Origin of the sequence: Collimonas sp. OK307 (genome assembly GCF_900113705.1) — a bacterium.
Lineage (GTDB): Bacteria > Pseudomonadota > Gammaproteobacteria > Burkholderiales > Burkholderiaceae_D > Collimonas.
This window is the reverse complement of the sequence record NZ_FOQI01000001.1, coordinates 187,996-200,853: the sequence shown is the minus strand read 5'-3', so window position 1 is coordinate 200,853 and position 12,858 is coordinate 187,996. Positions and strand designations below refer to the sequence as shown.

12 protein-coding genes are annotated in these 12,858 nt (G+C 54.2%); 8 read left to right on the top strand and 4 right to left on the bottom strand.

The genetic code is table 11. The features are described 5' to 3' along the window. Positions 1 to 28: 28 nt before the first annotated feature. Positions 29 to 1,498 carry a sensor histidine kinase gene (locus tag BM205_RS00950; protein ID WP_175511110.1) on the bottom strand — a complete coding sequence of 490 codons (1,470 nt, stop codon included), beginning with the start codon at positions 1,496 to 1,498 and terminating at the stop codon, positions 29 to 31. 414 nt (positions 1,499 to 1,912) lie between these two features. On the opposite strand from BM205_RS00950, the gene BM205_RS00945 reads away from it, so the two are divergent. Then, complete coding sequence (locus BM205_RS00945) at positions 1,913 to 2,920, top strand: proline dehydrogenase family protein (RefSeq protein WP_092411807.1); 1,008 nt, start codon at positions 1,913 to 1,915, stop codon at positions 2,918 to 2,920. A gap of 573 nt (positions 2,921 to 3,493) precedes the next feature. Beyond that, complete coding sequence (locus BM205_RS00940) at positions 3,494 to 5,482, top strand: hypothetical protein (protein WP_139227190.1); 1,989 nt, start codon at positions 3,494 to 3,496, stop codon at positions 5,480 to 5,482. A gap of 117 nt (positions 5,483 to 5,599) precedes the next feature. Here the strand turns inward: BM205_RS00940 and BM205_RS00935 are convergent, their stop codons facing one another. Continuing rightward, complete coding sequence (locus BM205_RS00935) at positions 5,600 to 6,076, bottom strand: YbhB/YbcL family Raf kinase inhibitor-like protein (RefSeq protein WP_092411805.1); 477 nt, start codon at positions 6,074 to 6,076, stop codon at positions 5,600 to 5,602. Between the two features lie 211 nt (positions 6,077 to 6,287). Here BM205_RS00935 and BM205_RS00930 point away from each other — a divergent pair, with 211 nt between their 5' ends. Then, positions 6,288 to 6,701: an ACT domain-containing protein gene (locus tag BM205_RS00930; protein WP_092411804.1), complete on the top strand. Its 414-nt coding sequence runs from the start codon at positions 6,288 to 6,290 to the stop codon at positions 6,699 to 6,701. Positions 6,702 to 6,755: 54 nt separating this feature from the next. Beyond that, on the top strand, positions 6,756 to 7,226 hold the full coding sequence (locus tag BM205_RS00925) for a ferritin-like domain-containing protein (protein ID WP_092411803.1): 471 nt from the start codon (positions 6,756 to 6,758) through the stop codon (positions 7,224 to 7,226). A gap of 26 nt (positions 7,227 to 7,252) precedes the next feature. On the opposite strand, the gene BM205_RS00920 is transcribed toward BM205_RS00925, so the two are convergent. Further along, positions 7,253 to 8,620, bottom strand: a complete 1,368-nt coding sequence (locus BM205_RS00920; RefSeq protein ID WP_092411802.1) for a sensor histidine kinase — start codon at positions 8,618 to 8,620, stop codon at positions 7,253 to 7,255. Then, the gene (locus BM205_RS00915; protein ID WP_092411801.1) at positions 8,617 to 9,282 is read right to left on the bottom strand and encodes a response regulator transcription factor; all 666 of its coding nucleotides are present in this window, start codon (positions 9,280 to 9,282) and stop codon (positions 8,617 to 8,619) included. The genes BM205_RS00920 and BM205_RS00915 overlap by 4 nt, the downstream gene beginning before the upstream one ends. A gap of 145 nt (positions 9,283 to 9,427) precedes the next feature. Between BM205_RS00915 and BM205_RS00910 the strand changes: the two genes are divergently transcribed. The 4 genes from BM205_RS00910 (at position 9,428) to BM205_RS00895 (ending at position 12,856) form a co-directional block, all read left to right on the top strand. Then, a complete protein-coding gene (locus BM205_RS00910) occupies positions 9,428 to 10,231 on the top strand; it encodes an ABC transporter ATP-binding protein (RefSeq protein WP_092411800.1) in 804 nt (267 codons plus the stop codon). 15 nt (positions 10,232 to 10,246) lie between these two features. Then, positions 10,247 to 11,131 carry an ABC transporter permease gene (locus BM205_RS00905; RefSeq protein WP_092411799.1) on the top strand — a complete coding sequence of 295 codons (885 nt, stop codon included), beginning with the start codon at positions 10,247 to 10,249 and terminating at the stop codon, positions 11,129 to 11,131. Between the two features lie 78 nt (positions 11,132 to 11,209). Then, positions 11,210 to 12,226: an ABC transporter substrate-binding protein gene (locus tag BM205_RS00900; RefSeq protein WP_092411798.1), complete on the top strand. Its 1,017-nt coding sequence runs from the start codon at positions 11,210 to 11,212 to the stop codon at positions 12,224 to 12,226. A gap of 150 nt (positions 12,227 to 12,376) precedes the next feature. After that, entirely contained in the window at positions 12,377 to 12,856 is a 480-nt protein-coding gene (locus BM205_RS00895; RefSeq protein WP_092411797.1) for an acyl-CoA thioesterase, read from the top strand. Positions 12,857 to 12,858: the final 2 nt, after the last annotated feature.

The window sequence follows — 12,858 nt, the reverse complement described above, 5'->3', positions numbered from 1 at the left end:
ATCTGGTTTGGAAAAAGCTTGAATTGAACTAGAGAACATGCGGAGGAGAGTGCACTGTGCTTTCCTCCGTTTGTCGCCGTGGTGTTGAAACAATTGGAGAAATTATTTCATCCGGAGCGTTTTCCACCATCGGAAATTCGAGGGTAAATGTCGTATATTGGCCTGCAACGGAATCGCAGCGTATGCGGCCACCGAAAGATGCCATCACCCGATGGCAAAAAGTGAGCCCGACACCGGTGCCGCCGTTTTGTTTGGTCGTAAAAAAACCGTCAAAGATATTCGGTAGCGCGTCGCCGGTAATCCCGGTCCCCGTATCCCTGAAATACAGGCGATTGATGGACGGTCCGCGCACCGTCCATATCTGGATTTCACCCTTGCCGGCTACTTTGATCGCGTACAGTGCATTTTTCAGCAAGTTGAACAGCACCAGTATCAGCAGCGTGTCCGACCCGTAAAATCTGAATTCCTGATCCTCGACAGCACTGACAACGATACGCTCCCGGTCCTCGCGGTCGTAGGTGTAGCGTTCAATCGCCTCGTTCAGGCAATGTCCCATGTAGTGCTGCGCAAATGAACTTTTGTCGATCTGATCCATTTTGATGGAGGCCAGCATCATGTCCAGTACCGCACTGGTTCGATCTACTTCGTGGGTAAGCGTTTTGCCTATGGTGGCAAGATAGTTCAAGGCAAACGGCGGCAAAGTGGGAGGGCAAAGATTGTTGGCAACCGCCAGCTGGTAGCTATGGAGAAGTGTCGGGATATATTTGTTGATTCCTTGCGCCTGATTGCGGATCGAGAGCAGCGGAGTACGCATCTCGTGGGCGACGCTGGCGGCAATTGCCATCGGATTGAACAAGCCGTATTTGACAATCGCGACCGTGATGATGCCAAGGCTGACAGCGATGAACAACACGCCAGGCGGGTAAAATTCGAACCCGTAGTTACACAGATAATCGACGGCCGCAAAAAAATAAGTAAGTATGCCGGCGATGCACAAGCGTAGCCTGATGCGTTTATTCGGCGGCGCGGTTTTTTGCTGAAGAAGGGTGATATAGAGGCCGCGGCAGACCACCACCACGGTTTGCAGCACATGAACCGGATGGAGCGGCCCTGCCTTTGGATAGTATCCCCAAAAATACTCATAGTAACCGGCAACGAAGAGATCGCCGCCGATCAGAAAGAGTGCCAGGATCGAGGCTATTCCATACGACAGATACACCAGATGGCGTTCATTCGGGCGATCCGAGACTTCTGTCAGGAAATGATACAAGCTGGTCGGCAAGAACAGGATCAGGAGGTAGCCGGACTTGATCAGGAACATCGCCAGGCCTGGCGTGTGAACCTGGAAAAGTACAGCCCAGGTACCCTGCCAAAACGCAGAAATCATGCACAGCGCGGAAAAGCTGATGCCGATACGGGTAAAGCCTTGTGTACAAAGTACGTACAAGCCGTAACCCAGAAAAACGGATGCGACTAAGGCTGGCAATATTGAGTACATTGGCAATGTTTAAGGGTGAGTATCCGCGTGAAGAGATAGATGTAAGTTGTTTAGTATATAACTTATGGCGTCGTTTCAAGTCTGACCGGAGATGAATAAGTGCAGATAGGCGCAAATTATGCTATTCCTCACCCAAACAATAAGTTGCAATGTGGAAATATATCATTCAAATGGCATAAATGGCATTTTTACCGAATGATTATAACTACCGATCCCACCGGTTCCCATTGCGCACCTGAGCGCCAAGCGCCGCCTGCAACCTTGGCGATGTGAGAAAAATTGGCAGAAGCACGGAAAATTACTGGTTTTGCTGCCTCTCGTCGAATCTCTAAAATGAATTCCTGGAAACAAGGACCCGCCGTTTCAGGCGGAATTTCATGACGAGTGCTTCAACTATCGCTTCAACTATCTATTATGACAAACAATAATCAACCGACATTTCCTGCGGAGTGGCGAGCCTTGGTCGACCAGGCTGCCGATGTGCTGCGCGAGTTGGCATTGAATGAAGAGGCCAAGGCCAGGTTTTGTAACGATCCGGCGCTGCGGCCATTCATGCATCGCGTCGCCCGGCGGTATGTCGCCGGGCAGACAACGCAAGATGTGGTGGAACGCGTAAGTCAGATCAATGCCCGTGGCCATGCTGCATCTGCAGAGTATATGGGAGAAAGTTGCCGCGACGAGAGCAAGGCTAATGCGGAAACGGAGGTCTTTCTGGCATTGATTAGCGCCATTCGCGACAGAAGTGCGGACGGCGCCCTGAATTGCTCGGTTTCACTCGATCTGTCTCACATCGGTTCTGTGATCGATCCCGAGCTCGGTTTCCTCAATGCCAGAAAAATTGCCTGCGCCGCTGCCGCAAGCGGCTGCGAAGTCATGATTTCGATGGAAGGATCCGATCGCGCCGATAATATCTATCGCACCTATGCCCGCCTGCATGCAGATCCTGCACTGGAGAACGTCGGCATCACAGTGCCCGCCAAGTTGCACCGCAGTGCAGAGGATCTGCCAAAACTGATGGCCTATCCAGGCCGCATTCGTTTGGTGAAGGGCGCGTTTCTTGAGCCTGCGCACATTGCCTACGATCGTAGCAGCCCCGAACTGGCCGCTTGCTACAGGCATTTCGCAGTAAAACTACTCACTAGCGAGCACAAATGTTCGATTGCGACGCACGATCGCACGATTCAAGAAGACCTGACGAATCTGATTGTCCAACAGGGCCTGTTTGAGCAACGCCACTACGAATTCGAATCGCTGATCGGTCTCGGCACGGAGCAATTGAATGGGTTGCATAAGCGTGGTTTTCCAACGCGTGAATACGCCGTTTATGGCGAAGAATATTTTCTGTACGTTCTGAATCGGATCGCGGAAGAACCGGTACGGCTATATCAAGCGCTGGTGGACATCGTGGCACCGCAAGAATAAGACTGCGGCTGCGCCTGGCGTTACAAAAATAGCGTGCGAATAAAGACGCGTACAGAAATTGCGGTAACGTAAATTCCGACAATCGCACATCACTATGCGCTCGTGGTTGCAACGTACGCGTTTTCAAATGTGCCAACCGTCATGCCGTGAAACTTGGGCCTGTCGATCTCCCCGCAGATTTCGCTGCCCCGGCACGGCCAGCGTTTCCTGTATCGCCAGGTGGTTGCGTGCACGCGCTACTGCCTGCGCACCCCCGTTTTCGATGCGAGCGCACTGCCGCATCCAGTTAATTTCTTTATTTTTTGACATGGCAAAAATATACCCCGCACCGCGAATAAAATATATATACTTTCCGCACGGCAAATATTGCCTGTTGTTAATTCTGTTTGATTGTCGAGTTCAAGCAACTTGAAAATACTTCCGGACCTGGTCGATCTTGATTTAACGCGGCGAAATGTAGCCACAAGAATTTTCGTGATGAAAGCATCTTTTGGCTGAGGAACTGCGGTCTGCAAAGTAAGGTTTTTTCTTTACCCTGAAGAGGCTCAAAAATGACAATTTTTGGAGAAGAAAATGAATCGGAATTTTAGTAGATTAAAATTGTTAGGAATAATTCTCAGCTTTACCTGCTTTACCACTGGTTCAGCTTTCGGCGCCACCATCACAAGACAAATACCCAGCAGCGGCACAGTCAACATTCCAACCACTACCGTCGGTGTCGATGGCTTGTCATCACCCGAAACATCGCCGACATTTTCGAACGTCCCTAATCTCGCAGACGGTCCCACTGCAGCAGGTACAGCCGGTACGACAGGCGCAGCGGGAACAAAAGGAACGCAAAGCACCACCGGCGTGCTCGCGCGCGTAGCGAAGTTCAAGATAAACCGCAGTATCGCCAAGGCACAGGGGAAGGGTGAGTGGGCCGAGGCGTTGGGCAAAGATGTGCCAGACAGGCGTGTGCAACTCAGTTTCGACGGCGAAAATTCGCGCAACCAGCGACTTGCAAGCAACGGCAACCAGTTTTCGATAGAGCCGCCGGATCAGGGGCTCTGTGCCGGGAACGGCTACGTCATGGAATCGCTGAATGACGTCATGAAGGTCTATAACCGTAAAGGCGTTGCGTTAAGCGGAGATATTGCGCTCAACGCATTTTATGGATATGCGCCAGCAATTAACCGCCAGGTCAATCCACGCGTTTTTGGCCCTTCAATAACCGACCCGGCCTGTTATTTCGATCCAGACGTAAAACGCTGGTTCCATCTGGTCTTGACGCTGGACACCGATCCCGCCACGGGCGCCCAAACCGGCACCAATCATCTTGACCTTGCGGTCAGCTCGTCAGCAGATCCGCTCGGTAGCTGGACCGTGTACAAGATCGCAGTGCAGGACGACGGCACGCAGGGCTCGCCGCAACACCCGAACTGCCCATGCCTGGGCGACTATCCGCACATCGGCGCCGACGCGCACGGTATCTACCTGACCACCAACGAATTCCCGTTTTCCGGCGGATTCAACAGTGCGCAAATCTATGCGATATCGAAAAAAGCACTGATCAGTGGTAGCGCCTCGATTCAAGTGGTGCAGCTGGACACCGCTGATTATCTGCTAGAGGGCAACCCGGGTTTCACCGTATGGCCGGCAGTGTCTCCGGCCGGCGATTTTGAGCGGAGCAACCACGGCACCGAATATCTCTTGAGTTCGGTCGCGGTATTTAGCAATTCCGGCAACGATAATCGCCTTCGGGTGTGGGCGGTTGGTAATACCAGATCTCTGGATGGCAACACACCTGCACTGACACTCGTGCACAACGTCGTCAATGTAGATACCTATGGCGTGCCGCCTGCGATTCCGCAGAAACCGGGAAGCGCCCCTCTGAGAGATTGCCTGAACGATCGCAGCATGGTGACGCCAGCCGGCGTTGGATGTTGGAATTATTTAACGGCAGTCCAGCCCGCACTTCCGGAAGTTCTGACCGCGATTGATCCAAACGATTCACGTATGCAACAGGTGTTTTTCACCGGCAACCGTTTGTATGGCGCACTCGATACCGTCGTCAATGTCGCCGGCGCAGAACAGACAGGGATTGCTTATTACGTGTTGAATCCATCTGTTTCACCGAATCTCATCAGCGCATCGGTCGTCAAGCAAGGCCAGCTGGCGATTGCCGGCAACAGCGTCACGCGGCCGGCTATCGCTGCATTATCTAACGGCAAAGGAGTGATCGGCTTTACGGTGGTTGGAGCAGATCATTATCCGAGTGCAGGTTATATTCATTTCAGCCGCGACAATGGTCATCGAGGTGAATTGGTGAAGGTCATTGCAAACGGCCTCGGGCCCGACGACGAATTCGGCTCGTATAACGCCTTTGGGACGCCGCGCAGCCGGTGGGGCGATTACGGCGCGGCAGCAGTTGACGGTAACGATATCTGGCTGGCGAACGAATACATTGCGCATGGTTGCACGCTGGCGCAATACACCGATCCTGCGGCGCAGTTCAGTTGTAACGGAAGTCGCGTGGCGTTGACCAATTGGGCAACACGCATCAGCCGGATCGAGCCCTGAAATTATTTTTGATTGCGGTATCGAGCAGCAGCGGTGAGTACGCCGCTGCAATTCACTCGATGATCGGCACGCCTGAACCCAGGTGTGCCGATCCGGTAATTTCACGGCAGTTTCACCTCAGTCCATCTTTTCGTAGTTGCCGATCAACGTGGCGCTGGCGATGATGTGGGTCGCCATGGCCTTTTCCAGCATCGCCTTGGTCGGCTTTCCGAGGTCTGGAAGTACGATGTCCAGGGCGTAGAGCTTATGAAAATAGCGATGGCACCCGATCGGTGGGCAAGGGCCGCCGTAGCCGGTGCGATTCCAGTCGTTCAAGCCATCCTTGGTACCGGCCGGTAGTTTCGCTTCAGGAACGGAAGCCTCGAGTCCGTCCGCCTCAGGTGGGATGTTGTAGAGCACCCAATGCACCCAGGTAGTTTGCGGCGCCGCCGGATCGGGCGCATCAGGATCGTCGACGACCAGGGCCAAGCTGCGGGTCGCCGGCGGCAATCCGCTCCATACCAGTTCAGGAGAAATATCTTCGCCCTCGCACGTGTAGCGTTTGGGAATCAAACCGTCATGTGAAAATGCTGGAGAATTAAGCGTCATGATCATGATTTCGCCTCCCTCGAGGGAATCGCAGTGCCGGCTGGCAACGGTGCATGTTACAGCGCAAAAAAATGTTCGACGCTTCGATCGTACACCTCTCGCCCTAGAGGTTCAAAGAACGCCTTGCTATTCATCTTAATCTTTGCTATCCCTGAATTGAATAATCATTTCCGAATAGTCGTTTGTCAGTGGCTGCATTGGCTGCAAGGAGATAAAAATGGTTGATTCCGTACGTAAGGTTAATTATTTCTCAATGGCGATTTCAAACAAGGCAGGCGAGGGCGTAAAGGTGCTTTCCGCTCTGGCGGACGGGGGCGTGAACCTGCTTGCATTTACCGGCTTCCCGCGCGGCCAGCGGGCGCAGCTCGACTTTATCCCTGAAGATGCGAAGAAATTTGCCGCAGTCGCCAAAAAGGCGGGCTGGGCCATGAATCCCAAAAAAACCGGCTTCCTGCTGCAGGGCGAGGATCGTACCGGCGCACTTTTGGATGTACTTCAGAAACTCGCCGATGCCGACATAAAAGTGACTGCAATGGATGCCTTGGTCGGCGGCGACGGTCGTTACGGCGGGCTGCTTTGGGTGAAGCCGGAAAATGTCGCGAAGACGGCCAAACTGCTCGGCGCGAAATGAAACGCAGACGTGCAGAAGCGCCGGCAGGCAGTTTCAATAAACCAGAGGAAAAACATGAACGATAATGAGAAGCGACTGACAATTGACGCGTTGAATCACATCATGGAGCTTGAATTGGCTGGCGTGGTGCGCTACACGCATTATTCATTGATGGTCTACGGATATGGCCGCATACCGATCGTCTCTTGGCTCAAGGACAATGCATTGGAAGGACTTGGACACGCCCACAAGGCCGGAGAAATGGTGACGCTGCTGGGCGGCCATCCGTCGCTGAAGATCGGGCCGTTGCTGGAAACGGCGCAGCACGATATCGGCGATATCCTGCGTGAAAGCCTGGAGCTTGAAAGAACGGCGCTCGCAGCGTATTACAATTTGTTCAAGATGACCGAAGGGCGGTCGATCCTGCTTGAGGAATATGCACGGGAAATGATCGTTCTGGAGGAGCTTCATCTCGATGAGGTCAACAAGATGTTGCGACGCCCTGGCGACATCGAGCCGTTCGAAATTGAACCGGTTAAGGTTTGACCGGGCGGTTTGGCTGGAAGGTTGGACTAGACCGCCTTGAAACTCAGTGTGACGACGAAATCCTGATTGGCTGCATAGCCAAAACGCATGTGGCCGTGATGCGCGCGCATGACTTCTTCAACGATCGACAAACCCAGGCTGGCGCCAAGGCGGTCACCGCTACGCGCCGAAAACGGCTTCCTGATACGCTCCTGGTCGGCTTCCGGGATGCCGGGGCCATCGTCGCGGATTTGCAATTCCCAATCGGTGTTTTGCCGGCTGATTTCAATATGCAACCGGGACGGCGCGCCATATTGCAAGGCGTTCCCGAGAATATTCTTTATCGCTTCGCGGATGCTGATTTTGTCACCCAGGATCAGGCATGGTTCATCCGGCGCCAGCATGGCGATGTCGAGGTTGCGCTGGGCGTGGCCGGATAGCATGTCGGTCATTTCGCGCCTGGCCAGTAGCGTCAGGTCAATCGTTTCAAGTTGCACCGAGTCTGCCCGATGCTGCACCATGGCGTGGTTGATCAGTTGATTGATCAGGTTACCCAGATGATGCGTCAGCTCGCTCAGCCTGGCAATATGTCGCAGTCGGCCGCTCTCGTCGCGCTGCATCGAGAGCAGTTCCATCTGCGATATCAGCGCCGTCACGGGCGTCCGCAGTTGATGGGCAGCGTCGCCGATGACACGGCGCATCAGTTCGCGGTGCACGGTAAGGCGATGCATGAACTGGTTGATCGAACTCACCAGCGGATGGATTTCAGCCGGTACTTCTATGCTCAGCGGCGACAGGTCATGCAGGTCGCGGCGTTGAATCGCGAGACCGATATTCTTCAGCGGCGACAAGGTCTGGTACAAGGTGAACGTGGCTGCAATCACCGTCAGCAGGCCCATCACGATGATCACCAGCGACGCATTGGTGCCGAGATTTTTTGTAAACGATTCGCGCCCGTTGTTGGTCTGGGCCACCATGATCACCGCCCAGGATTGCGGTCCCGCGGCCGGCAAACGTCTGCCGACGATGGCGATGCTGACCGGCAGATCCAGATACACGCCGCGGATTACCAACGGTCCGTCGGCCAGCTTATCCCACGGAATGACAGGTTTGAATTCGGGATCGCCGGCAACCGTCCTTCCCGCAGGGTCAAGCACGGCATAGAACACCTGATCGCCGGCAGTCAGCATGGAGAATGCGGAAATCGGCGCATCGACGTTCACCGTGCCGTTGTTGTACCAGGTATTCTCGGCAATCGAAAGGGCGCTGCCGGTCAGGATTCGGTCATAGGCTTCATTCGCCGCCAGCCGTGTCGAAAACCAGATAGCAATCAATAGTGCAATGGCGCTGACCACCAGCACCAGTCCGACCCGGGTGACCAGGCGCAGATAGAGCGAACGGCCGACGACAATCATGACAACACAACCTGATAGCCGAGGCCGCGCAAGGTACGGATTTCAAACTGTGCGTGCGAGAGCTTCTTGCGTAGGCGCGCTATATATTGTTCGACCGAATTGGCGCTGGGATTGTCGTCGATGGTGAATAGCTTATCGATCAGTTCGTCCTTGCCGAAAATCCGGCCTGGATGAGAGATGATGATTTCGAGCAGGGTGATTTCGCGTCGCGTCAGATCCAGCGGCAGGTCATTAACCTTGGCTGTCCGGCTCTTGCGATCCAAGGTCAGATTGGCGCATTTAAGCAGGTTGGTCGAATCGCCGCCACCACGCCGCAGCAGTACCCGGATACGGGCTTCCAGCTCGCGAAAATCAAAAGGCTTGGTCAGGTAATCGTCGGCGCCGGCGTCCAGGGCGTTCACCCGCTCTTCAATTTCGGCACATGCTGTCAACATCAATACCTGGGTGTCGAGCGGCACGCCGCGTATGCGTTTCAGCAAGGCATAGCCGTCAAGCTCCGGCAGCATGACGTCCAGGATGATCAGGTCGTAATGCTCGTCCGTCACCATGTTTGCGGCCTTACGGCCATTGGCCTCCCAATCCACCGTATGACCCAGGCGTAACAGGTGCGCGATAATCGCGTCGGCTACGTCTGTCGTGTCTTCCACCAAAAGAATGCGCATCTTGTATCTCTATTTGTAGTTCTATTTTTACTTATATATTTATTTTCTGACAACGTGGTTGTCATGAATTTAAAGCCGTCAGGTTCGTTACAGTTTCGCAGATTAGCATCGGTGTGTAGGAAATATAAAAAATATGGAGACAAACATGGAAAAAGGCGATTCTCTCGCCCACCAAGGCGCAGCCGCGACCCCTGCGGTCGCCACGCCACTGCTGGAAATCGATAACGTTACCTTGCAGTACAAGACCAGCGATCATCTGGTGACCGCTGCCAAGCAAGTCAGCTTCAAAGTCTACCCATCCGATCGTTATATTTTGCTCGGCCCGTCCGGTTGCGGCAAATCGTCGTTGCTGAAAGCAATCGGCGGTTACCTGGAGCCGGTACATGGGACGATCCGCCTGAAAGGCAAGGAAGTGACCCAGCCGGGACCGGACCGGATGATGGTGTTCCAGGAGTTCGATCAACTGCTGCCATGGAAAACCGTGCGCCAGAATGTCGAATTTGCCTTGCACGCCAGCGGCCGCCTGCGTGGAACCGAAGCGGCTGAACGCGCCGCTTACTACATCGAAAAAGTCGGCCTGGTCAAATTTATCGACAGCTTTCCACATACGCTGTCGGGCGGTATGAAGCAACGCGTTTCGATCGCCCGCGGCATGGCAATGGAACCCGACGTCTTGTTAATGGACGAACCCTTTGCAGCGCTCGATGCGCTGACTCGCCGCAAAATGCAGGATGAATTGCTGCGGTTGTGGGAAGACACGCGCTTTACCGTTTTATTCGTCACCCATTCGATCGAAGAAGCTATCCGCATCGGCAATCGCATTTTGTTGCTGTCGCCGCATCCGGGCCAGGTCAAGGCCGAACTCAACAGCATCCCGCCGGAAGAAATCGGCAGCGCCAGCCAGGCGCAGCTGGAAGCCCGGATTAACGACATGTTGTTTGCACATTGAACATCGAGGTTAGCCATGAAATCAACCAATACTGCTTTGCCCGAACTGTTTGTGCGCCCGGAATTTGTGCTCGATCCGCAGCGTGCCGAGACCGCCGAGATTCAGCGCCCGCTATCGTTTGCCGAATCGCTTTATCGCCACGGATGGTTACGTAAAATATTTATCCTGCTGCTGCTGGCCGTGGTGTGGGAGATATATGGCCGCTGGCTGAACAACTCACTGCTGTTCCCGAGCTTTCTGGAAACGGTGAAGGCATTCTGGGCAGGCATCAGCAGCGGCGTTCTGCTTGAAAGAGCAGCCGTATCCATGAAGACCTTGCTGATCGGCTACGGCCTCGGCATTGCACTGGCGACCTTGTTGACCACGATAGCCATCAGTTCACGCATCGGCACCGACTTTCTGGAGACCCTGACCTCCATGTTCAATCCGTTGCCGGCAATTGCTCTGTTGCCGCTGGCGCTGATCTGGTTCGGCCTGGGCACCGGCAGCATCATCTTCGTCATCGTGCATTCGGTTCTGTGGGCGGTGGCGTTGAATACCCATAGCGGCTTTCGCGGCGTCTCCAATACCTTGCGCATGGTCGGTCAGAACTATGGCTTGAAACGATTCTCGCTGGTTGGTTCAATCCTGATCCCCGCAGCTTTTCCAAGCATTCTTACCGGCCTTAAAGTCGGCTGGGCATTTGCATGGCGCACACTGATTGCGGCCGAGCTGGTGTTCGGCGTGTCGTCGGGCAGCGGCGGCCTCGGATGGTACATTTTTGAAAACCGCAACCAACTCGAAACGGCGAATGTGTTTGCCGGCCTGTTCTTCGTGATTATCATCGGGCTTTTTGTTGAAAACTTTATCTTTGCCACGATTGAGAAGCGGACTATCCGTCGCTGGGGAATGCAGCACTAAGCAGTTGTCCAAAACGCGCGGCAGACCGTATAAAATACCGCGCAAAATCACAGACTATAAAAATACCAGGAGATATGAATGAAACGCAGAGCTTTCAGCAAATTGGTGGTAGCAGGGACATTGGCCCTGTCCACTTTCATGAACGTGGCGCACGCCGAGGCATCCACGGTACGTATTTCGCACGGCTACGGTATCCTCTATCTGCCGTTGATGGTGATGCGCGACCAGCAATTGCTGGAAAAGCAGGCCAAGAAAATGGGCCTGGGCGATATCAAGATCAACTGGCTGACGCTGGACGGCGGCAATGTGATTAACGATGCGATGCTAGCCGGAAACCTGGATATTGCCGGCACCGGCGCGCCGGGCTTCATCACCCTATGGTCCAAGGCACAAGGAATCCCGCGTTCGGAAGTGATCGGGTTGGGGGCATTGAGCACGTCCTCGCTTTGGCTGAATACCAATAATCCGAATATCAAATCGCTGAAAGACTTTACCCCCAAAGACAAGATTGCGATTCCAGGCATCAAGACCTCGCTGTCAGCAGTAGTGTTGCAGATGGCCGTTGCCAAAACTTTCGGCGCCGAGAACTATGCCAAGCTGGATCCTTTGACAGTCAGCCTCGGGCACCCTGAAGCCGTTGGTTCGCTGATGTCCGGCAAAACCGAGATCACGGCGCATTTCACTTCGCCGCCGTTCTCTTATCAAGAGCTGAAGAACCCCAAAATTACACGGGTTCTGAATTCCTCGGACGTGCTGGGCAACATCACGCTGGATGTGGTGTTTGCGTTGAAGCAATTTACAGAGAACAATCCAAAGCTGGTCCAGGCATTTATGGCCGCGCAGGAAGAGGCTAATACCTACATTGAAAAGTACCGGCATGGTGCGGCCGAAACATTTATCCGCGTCTCCAAAATCAAACTGACGGTCGACGAAGTGGAAAAAATGCTAGCGGATCCTGATGTCCAGTTCCACACCACGCCTAACGGCCTGATGCAGTACGTGTTGTTCATGGACAAGGCCGGTACGATTAAAACCCGGCCGGCAAAGTGGTCGGACATGTTTGTTCCATCTGTGCGCGGGCGGCAGGGGAGTTAAGAAACGGGGTGCCTGGCGGCAGGGCTGAAACCGGGAGTTGCGGGGCGCTGGGGGCGCATCGCAACATCTGCTTCTTGCTAGTTTCGGTCATTTTAGGATAGGCTTGCCGCTTTCGCACCCTTCTTAAAGCAAAGAGAAACCCCGTCAATTATGGATATGCCATCTCATCAACTCACCATGACCGTGCTGATGTCGCCAGACATGGCTAATTTTTCCGGTAATGTGCATGGCGGCGCGATTCTCAAGTTACTCGACCAGGTGGCGTACGCCTGCGCCAGCCGCTACGCAGCGCAATACGTGGTGACCCTGAGCGTGGACCAGGTGACCTTTCGCCAGCCGATCCATGTAGGCGAACTGGTCAGTTTTCTTGCCAGCGTCAATCATACCGGCACCTCATCGATGGAAGTCGGCATCAAGGTTGTGGCTGAGGACATCCGAACCCAAGTAGTGCGCCACGTTAATAGTTGCTTTTTTACAATGGTGGCCGTGGATGGCGAACGCCGCCCGGTTGCGGTGCCGCCATTGCGTCCGTTCAGTGCCGAGGAAAAAAGGCGGTTTGAAGGTGCGATCCTGCGCAAGCAGTTGCGCCAGGAATTGGCGCGCCGCTTTGAAGAGGTCAGGCCGACTTGAGG

What these genes read in the sequence shown, in the direction of transcription:
- BM205_RS00935 (WP_092411805.1), bottom strand. Translation starts at nt 6,076, where the DNA reads ATGATCATGACGCTTAATTCTCCAGCATTTTCACATGACGGTTTGATT.
- BM205_RS00925 (WP_092411803.1), top strand. Translation starts at nt 6,756, where the DNA reads ATGAACGATAATGAGAAGCGACTGACAATTGACGCGTTGAATCACATC.
- BM205_RS00945 (WP_092411807.1), top strand. Translation starts at nt 1,913, where the DNA reads ATGACAAACAATAATCAACCGACATTTCCTGCGGAGTGGCGAGCCTTG.
- BM205_RS00905 (WP_092411799.1), top strand. Translation starts at nt 10,247, where the DNA reads ATGAAATCAACCAATACTGCTTTGCCCGAACTGTTTGTGCGCCCGGAA.
- BM205_RS00910 (WP_092411800.1), top strand. Translation starts at nt 9,428, where the DNA reads ATGGAAAAAGGCGATTCTCTCGCCCACCAAGGCGCAGCCGCGACCCCT.
- BM205_RS00930 (WP_092411804.1), top strand. Translation starts at nt 6,288, where the DNA reads ATGGTTGATTCCGTACGTAAGGTTAATTATTTCTCAATGGCGATTTCA.
- BM205_RS00950 (WP_175511110.1), bottom strand. Translation starts at nt 1,498, where the DNA reads ATGTACTCAATATTGCCAGCCTTAGTCGCATCCGTTTTTCTGGGTTAC.
- BM205_RS00900 (WP_092411798.1), top strand. Translation starts at nt 11,210, where the DNA reads ATGAAACGCAGAGCTTTCAGCAAATTGGTGGTAGCAGGGACATTGGCC.
- BM205_RS00915 (WP_092411801.1), bottom strand. Translation starts at nt 9,282, where the DNA reads ATGCGCATTCTTTTGGTGGAAGACACGACAGACGTAGCCGACGCGATT.
- BM205_RS00895 (WP_092411797.1), top strand. Translation starts at nt 12,377, where the DNA reads ATGGATATGCCATCTCATCAACTCACCATGACCGTGCTGATGTCGCCA.
- BM205_RS00920 (WP_092411802.1), bottom strand. Translation starts at nt 8,620, where the DNA reads ATGATTGTCGTCGGCCGTTCGCTCTATCTGCGCCTGGTCACCCGGGTC.
- BM205_RS00940 (WP_139227190.1), top strand. Translation starts at nt 3,494, where the DNA reads ATGAATCGGAATTTTAGTAGATTAAAATTGTTAGGAATAATTCTCAGC.